Annotated in this window: 21 protein-coding genes; 5 read left to right on the forward strand and 16 right to left on the reverse strand. The window is 34.1% G+C overall.

Annotated features, from left to right (window positions below; translation table 11 throughout):
• Genes hisD through LD272_RS01600 form a run of 3 tightly spaced genes read right to left on the reverse strand, consistent with a single transcriptional unit; the run spans position 1 to position 3,022 of the window.
• A complete protein-coding gene (hisD, locus tag LD272_RS01590) occupies positions 1 to 1,287 on the reverse strand; it encodes a histidinol dehydrogenase (protein WP_226034828.1) in 1,287 nt (428 codons plus the stop codon).
• A complete protein-coding gene (gene hisG / locus LD272_RS01595; RefSeq protein ID WP_226034829.1) occupies positions 1,284 to 1,904 on the reverse strand; it encodes an ATP phosphoribosyltransferase in 621 nt (206 codons plus the stop codon). The genes hisD and hisG overlap by 4 nt, the downstream gene beginning before the upstream one ends.
• The gene (locus LD272_RS01600) at positions 1,901 to 3,022 is read right to left on the reverse strand and encodes an ATP phosphoribosyltransferase regulatory subunit (protein ID WP_226034830.1); all 1,122 of its coding nucleotides are present in this window, start codon (positions 3,020 to 3,022) and stop codon (positions 1,901 to 1,903) included. Before LD272_RS01600 ends, hisG begins: the two co-directional genes overlap by 4 nt.
• Positions 3,023 to 3,187: 165 nt before the next feature.
• On the opposite strand from LD272_RS01600, the gene hisJ reads away from it, so the two are divergent.
• Positions 3,188 to 4,015 carry a histidinol-phosphatase HisJ gene (gene hisJ, locus LD272_RS01605; RefSeq protein ID WP_226034831.1) on the forward strand — a complete coding sequence of 276 codons (828 nt, stop codon included), beginning with the start codon at positions 3,188 to 3,190 and terminating at the stop codon, positions 4,013 to 4,015.
• 323 nt (positions 4,016 to 4,338) lie between these two features.
• Here the strand turns inward: hisJ and LD272_RS01610 are convergent, their stop codons facing one another.
• A complete protein-coding gene (locus LD272_RS01610; RefSeq protein ID WP_226034832.1) occupies positions 4,339 to 7,959 on the reverse strand; it encodes a dynamin family protein in 3,621 nt (1,206 codons plus the stop codon).
• Between the two features lie 171 nt (positions 7,960 to 8,130).
• Complete coding sequence (locus LD272_RS01615; protein ID WP_226034833.1) at positions 8,131 to 8,601, reverse strand: flavin reductase family protein; 471 nt, start codon at positions 8,599 to 8,601, stop codon at positions 8,131 to 8,133.
• A 180-nt stretch (positions 8,602 to 8,781) separates the two neighbouring features.
• Here LD272_RS01615 and LD272_RS01620 point away from each other — a divergent pair, with 180 nt between their 5' ends.
• Complete coding sequence (locus LD272_RS01620; protein WP_226034834.1) at positions 8,782 to 9,636, forward strand: metallophosphoesterase; 855 nt, start codon at positions 8,782 to 8,784, stop codon at positions 9,634 to 9,636.
• Positions 9,637 to 9,818: 182 nt separating this feature from the next.
• On the opposite strand, the gene parC is transcribed toward LD272_RS01620, so the two are convergent.
• The 3 genes from parC to LD272_RS01635 form a co-directional block, all read right to left on the reverse strand.
• On the reverse strand, positions 9,819 to 12,272 hold the full coding sequence (gene parC / locus LD272_RS01625; protein ID WP_226034835.1) for a DNA topoisomerase IV subunit A: 2,454 nt from the start codon (positions 12,270 to 12,272) through the stop codon (positions 9,819 to 9,821).
• Between the two features lie 14 nt (positions 12,273 to 12,286).
• A complete protein-coding gene (gene parE, locus LD272_RS01630; protein ID WP_226034836.1) occupies positions 12,287 to 14,242 on the reverse strand; it encodes a DNA topoisomerase IV subunit B in 1,956 nt (651 codons plus the stop codon).
• Positions 14,243 to 14,512: 270 nt separating this feature from the next.
• Positions 14,513 to 14,938 carry a CoA-binding protein gene (locus LD272_RS01635; RefSeq protein ID WP_226034837.1) on the reverse strand — a complete coding sequence of 142 codons (426 nt, stop codon included), beginning with the start codon at positions 14,936 to 14,938 and terminating at the stop codon, positions 14,513 to 14,515.
• Between the two features lie 314 nt (positions 14,939 to 15,252).
• Here LD272_RS01635 and plsY point away from each other — a divergent pair, with 314 nt between their 5' ends.
• The 3 genes from plsY (at position 15,253) to yidD (ending at position 17,150) form a co-directional block, all read left to right on the forward strand.
• Positions 15,253 to 15,837, forward strand: a complete 585-nt coding sequence (gene plsY / locus LD272_RS01640) for a glycerol-3-phosphate 1-O-acyltransferase PlsY (RefSeq protein WP_226034838.1) — start codon at positions 15,253 to 15,255, stop codon at positions 15,835 to 15,837.
• Positions 15,838 to 15,981: 144 nt separating this feature from the next.
• Positions 15,982 to 16,911, forward strand: coding sequence for a GTP cyclohydrolase FolE2 (folE2, locus tag LD272_RS01645; protein WP_226034839.1), 930 nt, complete (start codon positions 15,982 to 15,984; stop codon positions 16,909 to 16,911).
• Positions 16,912 to 16,922: 11 nt separating this feature from the next.
• A complete protein-coding gene (gene yidD, locus LD272_RS01650) occupies positions 16,923 to 17,150 on the forward strand; it encodes a membrane protein insertion efficiency factor YidD (RefSeq protein ID WP_226034840.1) in 228 nt (75 codons plus the stop codon).
• Between the two features lie 198 nt (positions 17,151 to 17,348).
• On the opposite strand, the gene LD272_RS01655 is transcribed toward yidD, so the two are convergent.
• From LD272_RS01655 to acnA, 8 genes are all read right to left on the reverse strand, one after another.
• Positions 17,349 to 17,648: a hypothetical protein gene (locus tag LD272_RS01655; protein WP_226034841.1), complete on the reverse strand. Its 300-nt coding sequence runs from the start codon at positions 17,646 to 17,648 to the stop codon at positions 17,349 to 17,351.
• Position 17,649: 1 nt separating this feature from the next.
• The gene (locus tag LD272_RS01660) at positions 17,650 to 18,072 is read right to left on the reverse strand and encodes an acyl-CoA thioesterase (protein ID WP_226034842.1); all 423 of its coding nucleotides are present in this window, start codon (positions 18,070 to 18,072) and stop codon (positions 17,650 to 17,652) included.
• Entirely contained in the window at positions 18,069 to 20,369 is a 2,301-nt protein-coding gene (locus LD272_RS01665) for an AAA family ATPase (protein ID WP_226034843.1), read from the reverse strand. Before LD272_RS01665 ends, LD272_RS01660 begins: the two co-directional genes overlap by 4 nt.
• Before the next feature lie 196 nt (positions 20,370 to 20,565).
• Positions 20,566 to 20,802 (reverse strand): small acid-soluble spore protein Tlp, encoded by a 237-nt coding sequence (gene tlp / locus LD272_RS01670; RefSeq protein ID WP_226034844.1) that lies wholly within the window; start codon positions 20,800 to 20,802, stop codon positions 20,566 to 20,568.
• A gap of 11 nt (positions 20,803 to 20,813) precedes the next feature.
• Positions 20,814 to 20,957, reverse strand: a complete 144-nt coding sequence (locus LD272_RS01675; protein WP_226034845.1) for an acid-soluble spore protein N — start codon at positions 20,955 to 20,957, stop codon at positions 20,814 to 20,816.
• Positions 20,958 to 21,218: 261 nt separating this feature from the next.
• Positions 21,219 to 21,362 (reverse strand): FbpB family small basic protein, encoded by a 144-nt coding sequence (locus LD272_RS01680; RefSeq protein WP_369413911.1) that lies wholly within the window; start codon positions 21,360 to 21,362, stop codon positions 21,219 to 21,221.
• A 61-nt stretch (positions 21,363 to 21,423) separates the two neighbouring features.
• Positions 21,424 to 22,023 (reverse strand): redoxin domain-containing protein, encoded by a 600-nt coding sequence (locus tag LD272_RS01685; protein WP_226034846.1) that lies wholly within the window; start codon positions 22,021 to 22,023, stop codon positions 21,424 to 21,426.
• A 173-nt stretch (positions 22,024 to 22,196) separates the two neighbouring features.
• Positions 22,197 to 24,902: an aconitate hydratase AcnA gene (acnA, locus tag LD272_RS01690; RefSeq protein ID WP_226034847.1), complete on the reverse strand. Its 2,706-nt coding sequence runs from the start codon at positions 24,900 to 24,902 to the stop codon at positions 22,197 to 22,199.
• Positions 24,903 to 25,162 lie beyond the last annotated feature (260 nt).

A 25,162-nucleotide genomic window follows, 5' to 3' on the forward strand; every position in this document is an offset into this window, starting at 1 on the left:
TTAATTATTATTTATGACTCTTTTTTGAACAGCCCTTGCATGCCCATCTAATTGCTCTGCAGTAGCAATGTTAACAACATGAGACGAAGCGTCTTTTAGAGCGTTCTCTGAGTAGTATAGGAATGTCGTCTTTTTCAAAAAATCATCAACGGACAATCCTGAAGAAAATCTGGCGGTACCAGATGTTGGCAATACATGATTGGGACCTGCAAAATAATCACCCAATGCCTCCGGAGTGTAATTACCTAGAAATACAGAACCGGCATTTTTAACTTTTCCTAAGTAACTAATTGCGTTCTCTAATTGTATCTCTAAATGCTCTGGTGCTAATTTATTAACAAGGTCAAAAGCGATATCTGTATTATTTACTAATACAGCTGCACCATTTGTTTTTAATGAAGTTTCAGCTATTTTTCTTCTAGGCAGATCAGCACACTGTTTTTCAAGTTCTTCACTTGTTTGGTTAATAAGTTTTTCGGAGGTAGTAAACAAAAATGCCCTTGCATTCTCGTCATGTTCCGCTTGTGCAATTAAATCCGCTGCTACAAATTCTGGTTTGGCAGATTCATCGGCAATAATTGCCACTTCAGATGGACCGGCAATCATATCAATACCAACATCACCAAATACTAACGATTTTGCTGCTGCAACATAGGCATTACCAGGTCCGACTATTTTATCGACAGATGGTATTGTTTCAGTACCATACGCAATAGCGGCGATTGCTTGGATTCCACCTAGTTTATAAATTTTTGTTACCCCAGCAATATCTGCTGCAACAGATAAAATTGGTGCAATGTTCTGTCCATTACGAGCAGGAGTTACCATAATAACTTGCTCAACCCCAGCTAACACCGCTGGTATTGCATTCATCAAAACAGAAGATGGATAGCTTGCAGTGCCACCAGGTACATAAATACCGACGTGTTCAATTGGTCGATATATTTGTCCAGAGACAACTTGTTCATTAACATCCATAAAACGTGAGGACTGCAGCTGTTTACTATGAAACTTCCGAATGTTGTCGGCAGCTTTTTTTAAAGAATCAATTGTTTCACGAGGCACTTGATTCCAAGCTTCTAAACGTTCCTCGTTTGTTACTTCCCAGTTGTCAGGAACAAGGCCATCATATTTTTTAACATACTTTTTTAATGCGTCCTCACCATTAGCGCGGATGTCTGCTATTACATTCTTAGCTATTTCGAGAATTTCATTGTTGACTTGGTTATCCTTCTTTTTAGGTAGGAAGTTTTCTGTGAACGAACCAGCTGAATATTTGTCAATCATCGGACTACTTCCCCTTTCTGAAACGACCGGATAACTGGCGCTAATAATTCTCGTTTAATTTTTAAAGAAGAACGGTTCGCGATGCAACGGGCACTAAATTCGAAAAACTCTTCTTTGACTATCAAACCATTTTCTTTTAAGGTGTTTCCGGTTTCAACTATATCTACAATGCCGTCAGCTAATCCTAAAATTGGTGCAAGTTCAACGGATCCTTCCAACTTAAATATATCAACAGACTCTCCCTTTTTACGGAAAAACTCTTTTGTTATGTTTGGATATTTACTAGCTATCCGTCGTTTCCTGGCTGGCCAATCTTTTCCCTTCTCTGTTGCTAGTGCCATTCGACAGTTGCCGAATGGTAATGGAAGAAGACTATATACATCGGGTTGAAATTCTGAAAGAATATCTTCACCCACAATGCCTAAATCAGCTATACCATGTTCGACATAAGTAGTAACGTCGACTCCTTTAGCAAATACAAACTGAAATTCATCTGTTTCAACCCGTAGTTTTCTCCCTTTATTAATTAAGGGTTCAACATCATACGACAGTGATTGAAAAAATTCTATAAATTGTGTTTCAAGTCTACCTTTTGTTAACGCAATGCACGGTTTCATTTTTCAACCACCTTGTAATTATTATTTTCATCTTTCACTACCTGTAACACTTTATCAAACTGTTCACTACCGTTAAGTTGGTATTGTATATCGACAACTGAGTTGGAGTAGTTTTGTCGTATTTTTTCCGCATATACATGAGAATCCTCTGAAGCAAGAATACATATCCTTTTTGAACTATCATGTGTTTCTAAATTTTCCGACAATACATCTACATCAAATGCTAAACCAACTGCAGAAATACTTTCATTAAATTGTTCGTAGAGTTTATCATAACGCCCCCCTGAAAAGAACGTTTCTCCTGTTTCCTTAAGAAATCCTCTAAACATCGTTCCACAGTAATAAGGTAGATTTTTAACTCTTCCTAAATCAACAAGTACTTCCTCTACACCTGATTCTTTTAATAAAGTAGCTAGTTGCTTTATGTGCTTCAAAATTTTTAAAAGTCGATTATTGTTTTCCCAGTGCCTTTCATAAGTTTCTATAACATCGAATGAACCATAAGCATCGACTAAGTCGGATAGTTGTTCAGCAATAACTTTATTATCAGAAGCAATTTGATATACTTCATCTCTTCGCTTATCGTGCATAGCTTTTCTCAAATTTTCTAGTTGATCTTCATTTAACTTGAGTGGCGCTGTTAGCTCATCAAATATCCCAGTATGACCCAACTCAAATAAATAATTATTTATTTGTAGTTCGTTTAAATAATTTACTGCTGTAAGGAGACATTCGCTTTCTCCTAGGAACGACGGAGTATGAACGATTTCGATTCCAGCTTGCCTACTTTCAATTCCGTCCTTATCACTTCTAAATACGGAGCCTTGGTAAGCCCATTTTAATTGAGATGGGTGTTGATTAACCAATGCACGGGCAACTGCTGTTGTCCAGTCAGGGCGAAGAACCTCAATTTCTCCTTCACGATTGAACCATTTCAACATATTGCTAAGTTCCATTCCTGCATGTTTATTTGTGAAAGTATTTGCATATTCAACTACTGGAGTAGAAATTTGTTTGTAATTTCTTGTAAAAGTGACTCTTTGAAATAATTCAAATGCTCTGGAGCGATTATCAATTGGTTTTCCTATCTCATCTTGACTTCCTGTAGGTAAAAACATTTCTTCACTTCCCGACTATTAGTTTCTTTATCGCGCTACCACTTTACTTAGGTAAAGCGTTTATGTATGTAGTAAATTTAACACAAAATTATCTTTTAAGTCAACATCTTACTTTCTATTTAATTAGATTAAGACTATCATATTATATAGAAAGGAGAATATCTAATGAAGTCAATCGGAGATTTCCATGTACATACAAATTTTTGTCCCCACGGAACGACTGATTCAATGGAATCCTATGTATTAGCAGCTATTGACAAGGGGTTAGAGTATTTAACATTTACAGAACATGCACCCCTACCAAAAAACTTTATCGACCCTACCCCAGAGAAAGATAGCGCAATGCGGTGGGAAGATATTGATAATTACCTTAGTGAGGCTAATCGACTAAAAAGTCTTTATAAAAATAAATTAATAATTAATGTCGGGTTTGAAGTAGATTATATCGAAGGATTCGAGCAAGATACCAAGGAGTTATTAAATCAGTATGGTGATCAATTAGATGATGCCATATTATCAGTACACATGTTAAAAGATCCAAATGGAGAATATGTGTGTATCGATTTTAGTGTTGAAGAGTTTGAGCGAATAATAAACCTTTTTGGTTCCGTTGATGCTGTTTATAATTGTTATTATCGCACCTTGGAAAAAGCACTATCTTCCGATTTAGGGAAATACAAACCAATTCGTATTGGACACATTACATTAATTGAAAAATTTTCAAAAGAGTATAAACCAGATGCCGTCTATGAAAATGAAATTAGCGCTATTCTAAATATAATCAAAGACAATAAATTTGAGTTAGATGCTAACACAGCTGGTTTATTTAAAGAATATTGTGGTTCTAGTTACCCTAGTCAAGAGATAATGATGCTTGCAAACCAACTTAGCATTCCACTTGTGTTCGGTTCAGATAGCCATGCTTCAAATCACATCGCAAGAGGATTTAACCTTCTACTGACTAGTAGTAGTTTGCCTAGGCATCTACGATAAAAGGTCACAGTGTAGATTTATTCAAATAAAAAGGCACAAGTAGTCAATCCTGTTAGGTTGACTACTTGTGCCTTTTTGGAGTTAGGAATTCACAAAATGGACTGCTGTAGGTAATTAATTACTAAGTCAGCCGTGTCCAGCTCCGACGCCCTTCCCGCCTTTAGGTCTTTAGTCAATCCTCTATGCCCTGTAAAGAACCTAGGGCGCAGAGGTTTGTCTTATTGCCCAGGGTGAGCACTAACGAAGGCAACTCAGAATAATTTTCGAAAGAACAAGTGCTTTCTTATTTCGAAGGCGCCTGCGTTTTTGTTCTTTAATCAAGACTAGGTATTTAAATCACTGCTTAAATCCTCTAGCTTTGAAACAGCTGCCTGTAATTCTTCCATATTAACTTTATTTGATAATGAATGTGTCAATCCATCGTAGTACTGATTAATACTTAGTCTAGCACTCGTTCTAATATCGTCAGTTAATCTTTCCCATTGTTGTTTATATGTCAGAATAATTTTCTCTTTTTGACTGGATAAATATGACTGGACATATGGTGAAAGTATATTGAAAATTTCATCTTTCATTGCTTCTTTTTCATTTTTTTCAAAAAAAGATTTTGTGTTTTTGAATATTGCTAAGGCTTTGTAGAAGACAGATGTATCGAGATTTAAAAAAGCAGATTCAAATATAGGTGTTTCAAATGTATATTGCTGAAATTCAGATAAAGTTAACTCTTTGTCTGTTTCGCTAGATTTTGTTGATAGAGTTTGATTAAACTCAGTTGCTTTTTGATTAATAAATAGTTCAATTCTAAGTGATACTGCTCGTAATTCCTGAGCGAGTTCATATCCAACGTCTTTAATTAGCTGTTGCAAACAATGTTCTAAATCCGTTTTGTTTTTAATAGTGGACGGATTAAATGAATGTTTGTAGTAATCAGAAAATTGGATTGATAAACGATGATTAACATAAAACACTTGTTTATCAATTTTTTGTTCAACTTCCTTTTGATATGGTTTGTCATTTAAGTTATCGATTTTTTCAATTACATGTAGTTGTTGCTTCTCATATTCTTTATACATTAATTCCTTTTCGTCATTATCTAAATAAGCAGCTTTCAAGTAACTTTTTAAGAGTTTCTTAGCTCTTATCATATCATTTTCTGCTGAGGCGATTAGTAATGCCATAAGCTCATCACGAATAAAATGATAGAAATCATCTTCAAACGGCTTTAAGCCCGAATTAACATCCTGTTTGGAATTACTTTTCTCTATAAGTGCTTGCTTACTCGAGATTGGATACATCCTTGGGTGACGAATACCAAAATCACTTAACTGATTTGTAACATAATTCGTTACCATCTGTAATTCGGTCTTGTCTTTAGCTAAATCTGCTGCATTGACAACAAAAAACATTTTATCAAGACTAAAAGCATCTTTTACTCTTCCTAATTGCACCAAAAATTCTCTATCTGCTTTCGAGAAAGCATGGTTGTAATAGGTTACAAATAAAATAGCATCAGCATTCTTAATGTAATTAAACGAGACATCAGTATGTCTAGCATTGATTGAGTCGGCTCCAGGTGTATCAACTAAAGTAATACCTTTTATAGTCAATGGACAGTCATAGAAGAGTTCCAGCCATTCTACATAACAAGCAAGATGTTCTTTGGCAACGAAGTCTGAAAATTGTTCTAAACGAATCGATATTTGTCCACCTAAATCACTCGACATTTTTTGGTATCCATCGGCTAGTGCACTTAAAAAAGAGTGATATTTATGGTCTAATTGCTGCTGATCTTTTTCTTGTTTAAAGCCTTCTAAATATTCATTAAGTGTTTTTTTACTAGTAATTGTCTCATCAGCAATTGCAGAGATATCTAATAATAATCTTTCTTGACTTTTAACTTTGACAATTACTGTTCCGTGTTTATGATCTTCATCAATAGGACTAATCTTATTAATTGCAGCTGTTGTAGGGTTTGGTGAGACAGGTAACACTTTCTCACCAATCAAGGCATTTGCAAAGGATGATTTTCCAGCACTAAATGCCCCAAAAAGTGCTATTGTATAATCCTTATTCACTAACTTCTCTCTCTTTTGAGCAAGGTCTTGTTCAATAACCTTAAATCCTGGAATATTTTTTATTGTAGCTATGGTATCGGTAATGTTATTAATTGTATTCATCATAGGTGCATTCCTGTTTTTATTCTTAGAATTATCGTTTTCCTTTACTATCTCAGGTGTTTCTATCCGTTGATCTGCATATTCCATCTTTTTATGGTTTATCTTTACTAATTCTTTTCTAAGTTCTATCTCTTTTTTTACATCTGTAACATTTACTTTGTCTGAGCTTTGCTTATAAATGAGTAGGTTTTGCAAATTTCTCTTTTTGGTTTCTAGATCATTATCCACTTGATGAAGTTCGCTTTTTATTTTTTCTACTTTTTCTCTATTAGCTAAATCTATGTTTATAGCTGAGATGTTATCGTTGGTTTCCCTTTCCAGGCTACTCTGTACAGAATCCCATATCAACAAACATTCGTGTTTAAATTCACTTTTTATATCCTTAGATACATCCTCTGTGTAAATTAGAAGGTATTCACCAGTAAATATGGCGCCCGTTTTAATAATTTCTTTCAAACGCCACTTTGAGTAGGTTATTGATAACGAATGAATCCGATTCGAATATTCCGAGTCATTTAAACTGTATTTTTTTGTTAATTCTAACAGTTTGTCTCGAAGCTTCCATTCAATATTAGTTTTGACAGACTCCATCAGAGAATTATAGAAATTATCTAATCGATTAATTTTCTCCAATTCTATCTTTTTCTTCGTCGAAAACATTCCCAACTTAAACCCAGGTTGTTGCGTTCGTAAAAAGGAATCAGCTAATTCTCTTAATTCAAATGGCATAATATAAGCATTTTTTAATGTGGAATTTAAACTGTTAAGAAAATCTTTTTTTGCTGTAGCCACTAAAGTTGTTAACCGTGCTAATTCTTTCTTTTGCTGAGTTGAATCACTATCAACTAGTTTATGATTAAAATCGACTAACTGCTCTTTTAGTATTTCTTTTTTTTCTTCGTTCAATACCTGTAACCAATCAATATGTTGGTTGATTAGCGTCTGCATCGAATTTTCTACAGTTTGTTCCACTGTATCAAGATTACTATTCATCAAATCACTTAGGTCTTTTTGAAGCGTTTCATACTGGTTTAATGGAATGTGAGGAGCTATCAGACTTGTATAGTATACAGATTGAGGATATATTTCCCAGTTTTGTAATGTTTCAGTTACACTAGTTTTAAAATCTGAAAATGCAATCTCCTCTTCTTGGTGTTTATCAATTTGATTAATAACTATGTATATAGGTTTGTTTTGAGCTTGCATTTTTTTCAGGAAACTCAGGTTCACTTCAGATTGGACATGATTATAATCCATTACATAAAAAAGCGCATCAACCAAATGTAAAGATGATTCCGTCATAATACGATCGGCATCGTTAGAAGAATCAATACCTGGTGTATCAAGTATCGATACGTTAGTAGGAATAACAGTATCTTTTTTACTGATTTCTATTCTTTTTATTGAATCTCCATCTTTACAGTAATCTTTAATTGTTTCTAAATCATAAGGTTCTCTGTATTCTATTGGATCTTCGTAATTAAAAAAAACTCTAACAAAGCCCTCGCCAGCAGTTAACTTTACTACATTAGCACTTGTTGGAATTGGACTTTGAGGAAGAATATCCTCCCCTAATAAGCGATTTATTAATGAAGATTTTCCAGCCGAAAAGTGACCTGAAAAACAAATCACAAACTCATTTTTTTCTAATTTATTAAAAAGGTCTAAAGTTTTTTCTTTGAATACTTCATTGTCTTCATTTTTAATCTCCTGAAAAATGGAAGCGATATTTTCTGTTTTAATAGCATCTGAGACTGATGTATTCATTAACCAAGTTACCCCTTTTTTCATATTGTTAGCATCTATTATACGTTTTTCTTAGAAGAATGACTAGTTATCATAAAGATCAATCGTCAATCTGGGACCAAACTTAAAGAATTAGTGAGATTAATATCGTTAAAAAAACATGTCCAATTCAGTGACTCAAACAAATTAAAACTAATCTAGTTTTTTATTTATCTCTTGGTACTCACCACCAAAATATACGATGGGTTGACCACTGTTCAACTCAACATCAGAAACTTCAGCTATAAAAATTAAATGATCACCAGCTTTAGTAGTTTCTTTAACAGTACAAGAGAGAGTTGCTAGACTGTTTTTTAATACTGGCTTTCCATCTTGAAATGTATAATTAATTTCACTGTCCGTTTCTTTTTGTCTTGCAAAAATCATTGATAATTCTTTTTGTTTATCGGAAAGAATACTTAATCCGAAGTTTTTTGTATCTTGAAGTTTTTCGTACATGGTGGCTTTTTCGTCAATTGATATAGCAATTAATTTTGGATCAAGTGAAATTGACATAAACGCATTAACAGTCATTCCATAGATTTCACCTTTATATTCAGTAGTAACAACTGTAATACCAGTTGCAAATTTGCCCATAGCATCTCGAAACAAACGATTATCCATTTAAATATCCCCTTTAAATAATTCTTTTATTAAAGAATATCACTTTTAATGGGTGTTTTGAATAAAACTGCCTCATAGTTTATCAAAGAGGGAAGCGCAAAGGAGATGGTTTATACTCCACAATTTACCTCTTACAATATCCTCTTCCACTTATTATAATAAACGACGGGAGAGGATATTATGAACACTACAGTTATTTTATCGCTATTTATTTTTATACTAATTTTTTTCGTTTATAAAGCATATGCGAATACTAAAGATGTGATAATTAACAATATTCAATATAAATTGATAGAACCTAATGAACCACATATAAATTTGTTACAGATCTCCGACATGCATCTTGAAAACATCTCCATCTCACCAGACAAACTATATAATCAATTAAAGGATAATTCTATAGATTTAATCACAATTACTGGTGATTTACTTGACCGAAAAAGAAGTTTTCCGAAGTTAATTTCATATCTCAAAGTTTTTAATCAATTAAAGCCAAAACATGGAATATATGTTGTATTTGGAAATCACGATTATGTTTTACGAGAAAAAGACCTTGCTGTTATGAAACATACATTAGAGCAACATGGTTGTAAGGTATTACAGAATGAGCATGATAGTTTAGATATAAATGGCGATATACTAAATATTATTGGTGTTGATGACTCGAGTACTAAACGAAGTGACTTAGTAAAGTCATTCGAGAACGTAAAAACGGGTTATAATTTAGTAATTACACATGACCCTAACATTGTCATGAAAATGAAAAACTATCATTTTGATTATTTACTAGCTGGCCATTTTCATGGTGGTCAAATTCATTGGCCAAAACCATATCATTTAGCTAAATTAGGTAGGGAAATGATGAAGATGAATATGGTTAAAGGTTTGCACTACTATGATGATAAACCGTTTTATATTAGTGAGGGATTAGGGCAAACAGGTGTCAATCTTCGAATAGGGAGTCGTCCAGAGATTACTCACCATAAATTATCAATCAACAATATAACAAAAAAAGTCACTTCAACAGCTATTTGAAGTGACTTTTTTGTTATAAACTTATCTAATTCGTTTCTTATGGATACCTTTTAGGCAAGTCCTAATGCTTATTGATACGAAGCGTAGCTGTAGTCCTTGGTCTAGCTTAATGCACTAGGTTATTCAAGTAGCTACTATCTTGTTGGTTTTTAATAACTTGAGTTAAGAATTCATTGAATAAATTAGCTATCTTCGTTACCAAAAACCTTAGTATAGACTGCTTGTTCCCATACTTCTTTTATTTCCCCTTGCTCGTCTGAATCAATCACGTATGAACCATTACTATAACGATCACTTTTAGTAAGTTCAAGTGGATAAATTGTATGCGCTGATCCTAATGTTGTTACAAATTGCAAGGTGTCTTGTTCATTGACAAGTGAAAAGCCAACTATTCTATGTGGCTTTCGTTTTAATTCACGTAACATGACGGAGCCACGTTTGGCTCTAGATGACTTTTCGAACTCGTTAAGTTTCATCCGTTTACATGCACCACGTTGTGTTAGTAGTACAAGACTTGGGTTATTTGTTAAATCATCGAAAACGACACCATTAACAACAAATTCTTCGTCTTTTAACTGTATGGCTTTGACTCCTGCTGCCCGTTGACCTACAGGACTAACTTCTGATTCGTGATACCATAGTCCATATCCCTTATTCGTGGCTATAAATATATCTGAATGACCATCTGTAACATGAACATTTTGAACATAGTCATCTTTTTTCAGATTAACTGCTACTAATGCTTTTGAATACCTTTGGGCTTCATATAATTTAAGTTCACTCCGTTTAACCATACCATTCTTAGTGAAGAACACTAAATAATTTTCAGTATTAAAATCTCTTATTGGGATGGCTTTGATAATTTTCTCATCTTTATCTATTGCTACCATGTTCGTTATATGCTGACCTAAGTCCTTCCAGCGAATATCAGGTAACTGATGGACATTAACAAAAATATACCGTCCTTTATTTGTGAAAACCAACAGCTTATCTGTTGTGTTAATTTCTTGTAAAGCAATTAGATGATCATTTTCTTTTATTGCTAAATCTTCTCCGTTGGAAGCAGAATAAGACCTTAAGCTAGTTCGTTTAATGTATCCATCTCTAGTAACAGATACGAGTACATCCTCACTAGCTATCATTACTTCTAAATTAATCTTTAATTCTTCTATTTCTTGCTCGATTATAGTTCGTCGTTTATCTTGATACTTCTTTTTTAAACTTTTCAAATCATTCTTAATTACTGTTAGTAATTTACTTTCATTGTTAAGAATGGACTCTAATTCTTCAATTTTTTGTTCTAACTCAGCAGCCTCTTTTTGAAGAGAGGTAATATCGGTGTTAGTTAAACGATATAATTGTAAGTTAACAATTGCTTCCGCCTGTTCTTCGGTAAACCCGTACTCTTGTTTAATTCTTTGTTTCGCGTTTTGTTTATCCTTAGACGCGCGAATTGTTGCAATTAGTTCATCCAAAATGGAAATGGCTTTAATTAAACCTTCTAAAATATGTGACCGTTCTTTTGCTTTTCTTAAATCAAAAGTTGTAGCCCTAGTAATTACTTCTTTTTGATGACCAATATATGCTTCAAGCATAGCAGACAAGCTTAATAGTTTTGGGGTTTTGTCTTTTATGGCAACCATATTAAAATTATAAGTTATTTGCAGATCTGTGTTTTTATAGAGAAAGTTGAGGATTCCAGTACTGTCGGCATCCTTTTTTAATTCAATAACAATTCGCAATCCCGTTCTATCTGTTTCATCACGTACTTCCGCGATTCCTTCAACTTTACGATCAATTCTCAGTTCATCCATTCGCTTAACTAAATTAGCTTTATTTACTTCAAACGGAATCTCATCAATTACAATTTGTTCTCTAGTGCTTCGAAGTTTTTCTACTACAGCTCTTCCCCTGACAACAATTTTCCCTTTGCCAGTCTCGTAGGCTTGTTTTATCCCGTCAACACCTTGTATTGTTCCACCAGTTGGAAAGTCAGGACCTTTCATCACACTCATAAGCTCATCTATTGTTACAGAAGGGTTATCAATTTTTTTGATAACTGCATCGATTACCTCTGCTAAATTATGAGGAGGAATTTCTGTTGCATAACCTGCTGAAATTCCTGTTGATCCATTGACAAGTAAACTAGGAAATTTTGCAGGAAGGACCACCGGTTCATTAATTGTATCATCAAAGTTTGGTATGAAATCTACTGTTTCTTTTTCAATGTCACGTATTAGCTCCGATGAAATACTCGAAAGTCGTGCTTCTGTATACCGCATTGCAGCCGGCGGATCCCCATCAACACTACCATTATTACCATGCATTTCTACTAAAGCATTTCGCACTTTCCAATCTTGACTTAATCGTACCATTGCTTCATACACAGAAGAGTCACCATGAGGGTGATAATTACCAATAACTGTACCAACTGTTTTCGCAGATTTTCTAAATGGTTTGTCAAACGTATTTCTCTCTTCATGCATTGCGTAAATTATTCTTCTTTGTACGGGTTTAAGTCCGTCCCTTACATCTGGTAGTGCACGATCCTGTATTATATATTTACTATACCTTCCAAAGCGATCTCCGATTACATCTTCTAAAGGCAAGTCTAAGTATTTTTCTGTTTGTGACAAAAAGACTCCCCCCCTTAGTTCTGAATATTTTCATTATCAATAATGTTCGTCTCTTCTTCTAAACCAAATTGCACGTGTGATTCAATCCATTTCCTTCGAGGTTCAACTTTATCACCCATTAATGTTGTAATCCTTCGCTCAGCTCTGGCAAGATCATCAATTTTGACTCGAATTAATGTTCGTGTCGTTGGGTCCATCGTTGTTTCCCATAACTGATCTGCGTTCATCTCACCGAGACCTTTATATCTCTGTAAGATATGACCGCCTTTTAATTCTTTAACTGCTACTTTCATATCATCTTCATTCCAAGCATATTTAATTTTCTCTTTTTTCCCTTTTCCCTTAGAAACTTTGTATAACGGAGGTAAAGCTATATAAACTTTTCCGGATTCTACTAACGCTCTCATGTATCGGTAAAAGAAAGTTAGCAGTAATACCTGAATATGTGCACCATCAGTGTCAGCATCAGTCATGATAATTATTTTGTCATATTGGACATCATCAAGATTGAAATCTCCACCAACACCAGCACCTATTGTGTGGATGATTGTGGATATTTCCTCGTTTTTTAATACATCAGCAAGTTTTGCTTTCTCCGTATTAATTACCTTACCACGCAATGGAAGAATAGCTTGAAATTTCCGATCGCGACCTTGTTTAGCAGAACCTCCGGCTGAATCACCCTCAACTAAATACAATTCGTTTTTCTCTGCATTACGTGATTGAGCAGGCGTTAATTTTCCACTTAATAAGGCGTCTTTACGCTTTTTCTTTTTACCAGATCTTGCGTCTTCTCTCGCCTTTCTAGCCGCTTCACGAGCTTCTTTAGCTCTAATTGCTTTTTTAGTGAGCATTCCAGCTACATCTGGATTTTCTTGTAAGAAATAAGATAATTTTTCAGACACAGTCGAGTCAACTGCTGAACGTGCTTCTGAAGTACCAAGTTTTCCTTTTGTTTGTCCTTCAAATTGAAGTGATTCTTCAGGTATGCGAACAGAAACTATCGCAGTGAATCCCTCCCGAATATCATTGCCTTCTAAGTTTTTATCCTTTTCTTTTAGTACATTGGTTGAGCGGGCGTACTCATTAAATACACGAGTAATCGCAGTTCTGGCACCGGATTCATGTGTACCACCGTCCTTTGTTCTTACGTTATTAACGAAGGAAAGCATACTCTCAGCATATCCATCATTAAACTGAAAAGCAAAATCCACTTCTATTTCTTGGTGTTCTCCTTCAAAAGAGACGACTGGATGAAGGGTATCCTTCTCTTCATTTAAATAAGCTACAAATGATTTTAAACCATCGGGATATTGATAAGATTCTTTATTATCATCGCGTTTATCAATTAAGTCTATTTGTAAACCCTTCAATAAGAATGCTGCTTCACGTAATCGCTCAGCTATTGTTTCAAATTGATAATGTGTAGTTGAAAATATAGTACTATCTGGTTTGAAATGAATCGTAGTTCCAGTTTTTTTTGTTGGACCTTTTTTCTCTAAGGAAGTAACAGGTACTCCACCTTCTTCAAAGCGAAGATAATAACTATAACCATCTCTATGAATGGTTACTTCTAACCACTCTGATAACGCATTAACAACTGAGGCGCCTACACCATGAAGACCTCCACTAGTTTTGTAGCCACCCTGTCCAAACTTTCCTCCTGCGTGTAATACTGTCATAATAACTTCGGGAGTTGGCCGCCCAGTTTTGTGTGTACCTGTTGGCATACCTCTTCCCATATCATCAACGGATATACTATTGTCTTTATGTATAGTTACTTTAATTAGATTGCCGAATCCTGCTAGCGCTTCATCTACGGCATTATCTACAATTTCAAATACTAAATGATGTAACCCGCGGGTGTCGGTACTACCAATATACATCCCCGGTCTTTTTCTAACTGCTTCAAGTCCTTCTAATACTTGAATTGAGTCATCAGTATACTGTGTTGTTGTTTGTTTAACCAAATCGACGTTTACCCCTTCCATTCAATTACTTACTATCTATAGTAGTTGAAAAACTTGGATTTCACCAAGTTTTTCGGATAGTCATTGTTTTATAGGTATATTATATACTAGAACAGACGTTTGTTGATGTAAAGTCATAGTTTAAGCAATACTTACTATTTTAGCTTGTTTCAAGTAAATCGCAACCTCTTATTTTAAAATAACTAATCGGATCGCTAAATGTAATTATTAAAAAAGAAAAAATCCCTTTCGAAAAAGGGATTGTGAGTACTACCTCATTTTACCTATAGTCAGTGAATGTGCAACTTTAATGCACATATCCATTACCACAGTAAAATCATGTTCTGTTAAGTGTTTATGGGCGTCTCTATCAAAAATACCTTGTTGTGCCCAAAAAACTTTTGCATTTGTTTTTGTTGCTTGTTTAGCAAGCACAGGTAAATGTTCCGATCTTCGGAAAACATTTATAATTTCAAATGGTTCTTTTACATCTAAAATAGAGTTATATGCTTTTTCACCAAGTGTTTCGTTTATCTTTGGATTAACAGGAATAATTTTATAACCTTCTTGTTGGAGGGCTAGAGCAATTTGATAGGATGTTCTCTCAGGGCGATCAGATAACCCCACAATAACTATGGTTTTTGCATCTTCTAATACTCTTTTTATTTCTTGATTTGATGGATTTTCGTAAGCCATTTTTATTACTCCTTTTAATAATGTGACATAGTTTTGACGCAAGATTTCATAAATACCTTATGCAGCCATTGTCATGTGGAGGACAATGGCAAAAATCAGTATCATGAAATTGACTAACTTATTTAATATATAATATTTTTGTATTAACTTAATTACTAGCTATTAATTAGATACCCGTTTCTCGAAAAATTAATCCTGTCTTAATTAATTTTAAATATAACATAACCATTAGTTATTTAAGTTATCTATACAATACAAGGAAACTTCATGGTAAAATAGCAATACAAGTTTTTTTAGATAAAAGGAGTTATCATATGGATTATTTTTTATTAGCAATTATAGCTTACTTAATTGGTTCTGTTCCTTTTGGACTTATCGTTGGAAAAGTCGGATTCAAAATTGATATTAGAGAACATGGCAGTGGTAATCTTGGAGGCACAAATTCTTTTAGAGTATTAGGGGTCAAAGCAGGTTTTATAGTTACAGTTGCAGATATTTTAAAAGGAACTCTAGCAACTCAGTTACCACTACTCTTTGGCATAGAAAATGTCAATCCACTTATTATTGGAATAATTGCGGTAGTTGGTCATATGTATCCAATTTTTGCTAGATTCAAAGGAGGAAAAGCAGTTGCAACCTCAGGTGGTATTATTCTAGGTGTTAATCCACTCTTGTTTATTATTATACTTGCTACATTTTTTATTATGCTTTACTTAACTAAGTATGTTTCTCTATCGTCAATGATAACTGGAATTGTAACTGTTATTGTCGCATATATTCAGCAAGAAATGGGCTTGGTAATCGTAGGATTAATCTTAACAGTTTTTGTTTTTTATCGTCATAGAGCAAATATTAAACGAATTATCGACAAAACTGAACCTAAAATTAAATGGATGTAATTACCAGGGACCTAACCTAACGTTAGGTCCCTGGTAATTTAAATTATTTATTATTTCGTCAATTTAGAGGTAAATAAATTGAATAATAGTATCTTGTTGAGTATACTTTGAAATAGTTAAAAAGGGCTAAAAGGAGTCGAGATTATGGATACATTTAAATCTAATAAAAAATCATTGCCAAATAAAGTTGACCGACATAAATTGTTTGGATCCGTTGAGCCTGGTCCAAGAGTAAAGCCTATCGATAAGACTGGTATGGCGGATTTACAGAATACAAAGAAAGATTTTATGTTTGATATAGACGCAGTTGGAATATCAAATGTAAAACACCCAATAGTAGTAGAAAGTAGCCTGAAACCTACTATACAAACGACAATTGGAACTTTCCGATTGTCATCGCGCATAGACAAAGATAGTAAAGGGACAAATATGAGTCGATTTACTGAACAATTACATCATTATCATCAATCTGGTTTCGTAATCAACATTAAAACGTTAAAAAAGTTTACCAATGAACTTGCGAAGCGATTAAAACAAGATGATGCTGAAATTGAGGTCTCATTTCCTTGGTTCTTTGAAAGGAAAGGTCCATCATCTGAACTTGCGGGAATGAATCACGCAGATGTTACTCTCAAAGTTGCTTATGATAAGAACAATGGATATGATATAGAAGTTACTTTATCTGGAACTATTACTACATTATGTCCTTGTTCAAAAGAAATCAGTGAGTATAGCGCGCATAATCAACGTGGACAGGTTTCTATGACCGTAAAATTAGATGATGAATTTGACGAAAGTACAATAGATTGGAAACAAGTATTATTAGAAGCTGCCGAAAGTAATGCTAGTGCCAGAATTCATCCTATTCTAAAGCGGCCAGATGAAAAAATGGTAACAGAGCAAGCTTTTGAAAATCCTAGATTTGTAGAAGATATCGTTCGTCTAGTTGGTGCAGACTTATATGAGTTATCTTTTGTTCGAAAATTTAGTGTGTCATGCCGTAACGAAGAGTCCATTCATTTACATGATGCAATTGCAACGCTTTCCTATGATAAAACAAATGAAAAAGACTAGGTGAGAAACTAATGAAACATATTTTTATTGGTCTTATAAAATTTTATCAGAAGATAATAAGTCCTATTAAACCTCCAACATGTAGGTTCTACCCCACCTGTTCTCAATATGGGTTAGAATCATTTACACGGTTTGGATTTTTCAAAGGTATCTATCTAACGATAAAAAGGATAATGAAATGTCATCCATTCCATCCTGGAGGATTTGATCCAGTTCCTGAAAAAAGAAATAAATTATAAAACGTTATGAGATCTGATCACAATTATTTACTAGTGGTTAGATTTTTTTTAACTGTTTAGAAGTGGTAAACGATTTACACTAATCAGCCACCTCCACTAATACTTGAAGGTGGCTGATTTGAATTTTCGTTCAGCAAGACCCAATAATCCTTACTGAATGTTTTATACAACTTTATTTATTAAGGTAATTTTCCAGAATTATAAGTTAAACCGCCTTATTTGATTGATTTGGTTTTCACTGAATAATATTTGCTTCTGTCTATCTCCAAATAAATCATAATGCGGAAAGTTTTTATCTTGATGGATCCAACTAGTGCTTAATCCATATTGTTCTCCCCATTTAATGAGTTTATCAATATCCGCACAACCAACTTTTGTTACGGTTGTACAATCCGGAAATCTAGAATCCAACCAGTAGTGTGTTAAAAAAGCTATTTCACCATTTTTGACACTCTGTTTCCAAGAATTGAGCTCATATCTCTTAATTCCAAAAGCCATGTTAATCCTCTCCTAACGCATTCGTGTATGCTTGATGCCAATCGGGAAAGGAACGTCTTAACGAAACAGGTCGAAAACTATCTTTTTTAACAATCACATGTTTAGTTGTACCGGTGACTGCTATGTTTCCTAGGTCGTTAGTTATTTCATAACCATAAGTCGTTCTTAATCCATCATAATTTTCAATCCATGTTTCAACGTAAGCGTTCTGACCATATCTAATCGGTTGTTTAAAATAAACATGTGCATCAACTACAGGAGAAACAATTCCAGCACTCTCCATTTCATGATATTGAAAACCTAAGTCCTCGATAAAAGCTGTTCTCCCTATTTCAAACCATATTAAGTAGTTGGCATGATAGACGACTCCCATTTGATCTGTTTCTTGATATCTAACTTTTATTTGTGTTTTATTTTTTTTCAAGTACTATTCCCCCTTACATTCGCCAAAGCATTTTGAAAGTCTTCTTTTTTAAGTAATTGATAGGAGTCTAAATTATCAGATTCAGTTTCCTCCATTCTCAAGGCTTGAAATTGAATAGCCTCGTCAATTAAATTAACAACAAATCGTGCATTTCCTTCAATACTGTTTTCCTTATACACTTTTGTTAAATAACTACCAGCTTTATCTTCTAATTCATACTGATAATTTTCAATATGCAATTTAGTAATTTCTAATAATTCTTGTTCATTATAATCTTGGAATTCAAAGTATTTTTTGAATCTAGATTCAAGTCCAGGATTACTGGAGATAAATCGCTGCATTTCATCGTTGTAACCGGCTAGTATTACCACTAAGTTTTCATTATGTTTAGTCATCTCATCAACAAGTGTATCAATTGCCTCCTTACCGAAGTCTTTCTCTCCTCGATAAAGTGAGTATGCTTCATCAATAAATAGCACACCACCAAGTGACTCTCTAACTTTTTGTTTAGTTTTAATAGCTGTTTGACCAACGTATCCTGCAACAAGGTCACTCCGAGATGCTAAAACAAAGTGTCCTCTTTTCAGCAATCCACATTCTTTTAATATTTGCGAATATATTTTTGCAATTGTTGTCTTTCCTGTTCCCGGGTTGCCCGAAAATACTGCATGAAGTTGGATCGGAACTACTGGTAATCCTTTTTGTTTACGTTTTTGCTGTACACGAACAAATGATGAAAGTTTCATTACTTCTTGCTTAACATTATTAAGTCCTATCAGCTGATCTAAACGTTTTAGTGGTTGTGTATCATTATTGTCATTATCCATGAAATCTAAATCATTTTTGTCAATTCTCATATGCTCTAACCAATTTTCATTTGAAGATAAAGTTTTTGATGCGCCTTTTTTAAAGATAGCTTTTAGAACTAAATCTCGTACAGTTCGTGCATTTCCAAATGTATCGTCCACTCGTGATTTTTCAACTAAAGTTTCAAATTTAAGTAAGGCTGCTTCAGTAAAGAAGTAATCATTACTTAAGGCAGTATTCTCAGCTATTTGTAATAGTTCAGCTATTTTAAAGTCAGGTAAAGATATATGGTTTTGCTCTGGAAATCGGCTTCTAAGACCAGGATTAGACCAGAGGAACTGTCTCATTTCTTCAGGGTAGCCTGCTAATATTAAGGCAAAACGATTTGCATAGTCTTTATTAGTCATATTAGAAACAAGAGTGTCTATAACTGCTTGCCCATAGTCATTGCCACTCTGTCCTTCTCTTTTTAAGCTATAAGCTTCATCTATAAATAATATACCTCCAATTGAATCCCTAACAAAATTCAAAGTGTTTTCTTCACTTTGACCAACATAGGAGCCAACTAGATGAGAACGATTCACCTCAGTTACCTCACTTGTCTCTAATAAACCCAACTCATAGTATATTGAGGCTAATAACCTTGCGATCGTTGTTTTACCGGTTCCTGGGTTCCCTGTGATAATCATATGAAGACCAGGTTCGTCTACCATATGAAAGCCTAGGCTTTTTCTTTCTTGTTGATATTTCAAATAATGATAATACTGATGAATATAATTTTTTATCTCTTTTAAACCGATCATTTCATCAAGTTCATCTAAAGGGTCTTTTCTTAGTGATTTTTTAAAAATATCAGGAAACTGTTCATAAAAATCGGTTTTCAATAGAATGATTTTCTTAACATGTTGATTGAGCTCTTGTACCTTAACATCTGATTTTCTGCTTTCAATTGAATTTATCACACTGTTTAGAGTATCGCTTAAGGATAACAATTCACCCTCTATACTTAAAAATATTTCGTTAAGCTTATTCTTGTTATCTGTTATTGTAGCTTTAGCATTTTTTATATGATCAATAAGTCTATCTACTTCATTCAATAACTCTTTAGACTTCTTCAGTTTTGCTGGATCAAAATCAGTTTCTCTTATTGACCAATCGCCAAAATCACTTGATTCTAAATCAGAATAAAAGTTGAAATATAATTTCAGGTTCTTAATCTCTAAAAGGACAGGCTGGGTTTTATTGATGCTTTCAGCTTCTTTTAATAGTAATTCTGTAATTTGATCGTCATCAAAATTCCTTTTCAACCTAAAAAAAGCAAGCATACAATATAAGTTAGCTAAACTTTCTTTAGAAATAGCTTGTTTTTGTTGGAATGAGAACCAATCCAACCTACGTAAAACCTCTACTTCATAAAGAGGCGGTTTATCACTAGTAGAAGTCCATTGATTTATGATTGCTTCTAATTCATTTATGTCGAAATCGTCCATAACTTGCCGCTCTCCTTTCTTCTTTTTACATTTTCATCCCAGTTTATCGGGTCCGTAAAATCAAAAAATAGCATAAAAGTTGAATTAGACATTTTACTTGAATGAAGTTTCACTATATCATACCGAGATGTGTAAGTTTAAACTATTGGCTCATACTAAAAAGCCTTCTTAGTTCCACTAAGTAGGCTTTTTAGTATTATTGTTTGGTTTGTTGATAATGATATTCATCTTTAATTTCTTCACGAAGACCATCTATAGATTCTTGTCTTCGTTTATTTTTTTCTTTAATAGTTTGTTTCTCTTGCTCTGAAGAAAACCCAATTGCTTCGTGAGCAGCTTCTATATTTTCAATCGTATCTTGAACAATATTTTGGAGTTTTTCAACATTATCTCCTCTATTATCTGGATTTGGCTTTGTGTTATCCTGGTTCATATGCCTTCCTCCTATTTACCTTTGGTTTTAATAACTTTAGGTTTTTCGTCCCCTTGCATTTGCATTTGTTTGCCCTTATTACCACCTGCTTCAAGTGGTTGTGTTCCAAGGTGACTTGGCCTAAAATGCTTGGAGTCTTTTTTAGGATTACCCAATGCTTAACACATCCCTTTCAAATGGAAGTCTAAGTTATCATTTGCATTTTTAGATCTACTTATACGTCAATATAAGAGAGTGAAATCCTGGTATATTTGTATAGATTTGGAAATAATCCTGGGAAATTTGTATTATTCACAAACAAGTTACTCACTGTTTCTTCCAATAAAACATACGTTGAAATTTATGCGTTAGTTAACAAAAATATTTTGGACTACTATAAAAGCAATTTTATGTGTCCCTAGCTTTATTTATTTTTACTAAGCATTCCTTTTAAATGAATCATTTAACCTTTTCTCGATTTTTTCATCAATTTCATTCATTAAATGTCGATCTTTGAGAATTTGAGTTTTATTTTGTTGCACTAGTTCTTCAAAGTTTGGTTTTTTTCTTAATGAAATGATAACCCTCTCCTTAAGTTTAGTATAGTTTAAGGATTACCATTATTCTGAAAAATATAAGTGGCTATTTAATTTTATTCATCATTTCAACCATATATTCAAATGTCATTGGGCCCATTAATTTTCCAGCCGCAATGGTGCCATCTGTTCCAATGAAGTAAGTTGTTGGGATAGTCAATACACTGTATTTGTCCTCTACAACAGATAAGTTGGGATCAATTACAGTAGTAAAAGAAAAATTTCCTTGGTCTGTGTATTTTTCAACATCAGTTACGTTATTCTCTGTTTCTGTCGCATTAACGGCAATTATCTCAACTTCATCCCCAAACTTCTTATAAAATTCATGCATATCAGGCATTTCTATTCGACAAGGGCCACACCACGTTGCCCAAAAATTCAAGAATACTTTTTTCCCCTTGTAGTCAGATAATGTTATTTTTTCTCCATCCAGAGTTTCTAATGTGAAATCAGGTGCTTTATCCCCCACTTTTAAACCTTCTTCAGTTTCAGGCGATAGAATGGTTGTACCTTTCACAGATGAATCTCCCGATACATCAATTTCATTTGTAGAATTAGTCTTATTAGATTCCTGAGATGTACTATTAAATATAAATATACCGATTAATAGTATCAACAAGATTGTAGCTAAGATTTTTTTGAACATATGTGCACTTCCTTTATATATGTGTTGAACTACAGTAACATATTTATTATATGTAAATGGATAGAAAAACTGCCTTCTAAGTAATAATATTGTTTTTTTAAACTGAAGTAAAGAATATAAAACTCAAAAAAAGGGTAGCTTGTTTTAAACAAGCTACCTTTTTTCTAAATGAATTATGCTTTTAATTTGTTGCGTAAAACCATTTGTAAAATTCCACCGTGACGGTAATAATCAACCTCTACATCACTATCAAAACGTGCTAAAGCTTTGAATGTCTTTTTATTTCCTTCTTGATCTGTAGCAGTTACATTAACTAAATCATGTGGTTTAACAGATTCATCAATTTCAACGTTAAAAGTTTCTTTTCCTGTTAATCCAAGTGATTCAGCACTATCCCCACTATCAAATTGAAGTGGTAGAACACCCATCATAACTAAGTTAGAACGGTGTATTCTTTCATAGCTCTCTGCAATGACAGTTTTAATACCTAGTAGACTAGTACCCTTAGCAGCCCAGTCACGGGAACTACCCATACCGTAATCTTTACCAGCAATAACAATTAGGCCTGTACCGTCTTCTTGGTACTTCATAGCAGCGTCGTATATTGGCATGATTTCTTCTGTAGGCCAATAAGTAGTGTATCCACCTTCTGTTCCAGGTGCTAGCAAGTTTTTAATACGAATATTTGCGAATGTTCCACGCATCATAACTTCATGGTTACCACGTCTAGAGCCATATGAATTAAAGTTACGCGGTGATACCTCTTTCTCTTGTAAGTACTTCCCTGCAGGCATGTCTTTCGCAATAGCACCTGCTGGTGAAATGTGATCAGTTGTAACTGAATCTCCAAATTTACCTACAGCCCGAAGTCCAGGAAGTGCTACAACTTTGCCTGCCTCTTTAGATAAGCCTTCAAAGAATGGAGGATTTTGTATATAAGTTGATTCGTTATCCCATTCATATAAAGGTTCATCTGTAGTTTCGATTGCATTCCACTTTTCATTGGAATCGAAAACTTCTTCGTATTCTTTACGGAAGATTTCAGGTGTAACAACTTTTGCAACCTCAGTTTTAATTTCTTCCATTGTTGGCCAAATATCTTTGAAATAAACAGGTTTACCATCGTGGTCTTCACCAATTGGTTCCCCTTGTAGGTCTACATCTACAGTACCAGCAAGTGCATATGCTACAACTAGTGGTGGTGATGCAAGATAATTTGCTTTAACTAATGGATGTATCCTACCTTCAAAGTTACGGTTACCTGATAGTACAGAAGAAACGGTTAAGTCATTCTTTGCGATTGCCTCTTCGATTTCTTCAGATAATGGGCCAGAGTTACCGATACATGTCGTACAACCATAACCAACAAGGTTAAATCCAAGTTTATTTAAGTGTGTCATTAATCCAGCGTCTTCAAGATATCTTGTAACAACTTTTGAACCTGGAGCTAAAGAAGTTTTTACAAAGGCAGGAACTTCTAATCCCTTTTCCACTGCTTTTTTAGCTAGTAGACCAGCCCCTAGCATAACATATGGATTAGATGTATTCGTACATGAAGTAATTGCTGCAATTGCAAGTGAACCTGTTTTCATAACAGACGATTTACCACTTGGGTGATCAATTTTCACTTCTTTTTCAAATTCTTTTTTATCAAGTCCAAATCCTTGATGACCAGCGGGTGCAGTAATAGCTTTATTGAATTCCGTTTTCATCATTGAAAGAGGAATTAAATCCTGTGGACGCTTAGGGCCTGATAAGTTTGGTTCTAAATCGGATAAATCAATTTCGACCAACTCTGTAAAATCAGGATCTTCTTGGTCAGGTGAATACCAAAGATTGTTCTCTTTACAGTACTTTTCAACTAAAGAGATTTGCTCTTCACTTCGACCAGTTAAACGTAAATAATTAATTGATTCTTGATCAACAGGGAAGAAACCACATGTCGCACCATATTCAGGAGCCATGTTAGAAATAGTACCACGATCAGCTAAAGGCATATCCTGTAGTCCTGGTCCAAAGTACTCAACAAATTTACCTACGACTTTCTTTTCGCGCAATACCTGTGTAACTTTTAAAGCTAAGTCTGTAGCGGTAGTTCCCTGTGGATAACTTCCAATAAATTTAACACCGATTACTTCAGGAGCAGGAAGATACGATGGTTGACCTAGCATTCCAGCTTCAGCCTCGATACCACCAACACCCCAGCCTAAAACACCTAGACCATTAATCATTGTTGTATGTGAATCTGTACCTACTAATGTATCTGGAAAGGCATCATATTCACCATTATCATTTTCGATTCCATGTACAACATTTGCAAGATATTCTAAGTTTACCTGGTGGACAATTCCTGTTGCAGGCGGAACCGCACGGTAGTTGTCAAATGCTTTTTGAGCCCAGTGTAAAAATTCATAACGTTCTGCATTTCGTTCAAATTCCAATCCCATATTAAAGTTAAGTGCGTCTGCACTTCCATACCGGTCAACCTGAACGGAGTGATCAATTACTAAATCAACTGGTACTTCTGGATTGATTTTGTCAGGTGAACCACCCAAGTCAACCATTGCTTTTCTAAGTGAAGCAAGATCAACAACTGCCGGTACACCAGTAAAATCCTGTAAGATAACTCGAGAAGGTTTAAAAGGAACATCTTTTCCTACTACTTCGCCCCATTTTGCAAGGCCTTTTACATGTTCATCTTTTATAACATGGCCATCATATTGGCGCAATAAAGACTCAAGTAAGACTCGAATAGAAAACGGTAAACGAGATATTTTTCCTAATCCTGCATCTTCTAATGCTTTTAATTGATAATAATTGTACTTTTTGCCATTCAATTCAAATTGTTTGTGTGCATTGAATGCATCATTTGTTGTCATATAAACGTTCCCCCTTATAAATTTCGAAGTGCTTTTCCTGTATCTCCATTCCCAGTTTAAAGCTTTACATATGGACTCTCACCCTATATATTTTAAATGAAATCGGTTTATAAGTAAAATGATTAGACATAATTTTCATAAAAAACCCTTTATTTAAAAAGGGCTTATACATATTATCTCACTTCAATTATTTCGTGCTTAATCTTTTCGAGAGTTTCTTTATAATTATTTAGTCGATTTGACTGGTATTCACTTGCTAC

Origin of the sequence: Aquibacillus saliphilus (genome assembly GCF_020404745.1) — a bacterium.
Classification (GTDB): domain Bacteria; phylum Bacillota; class Bacilli; order Bacillales; family Amphibacillaceae; genus Aquibacillus; species Aquibacillus saliphilus.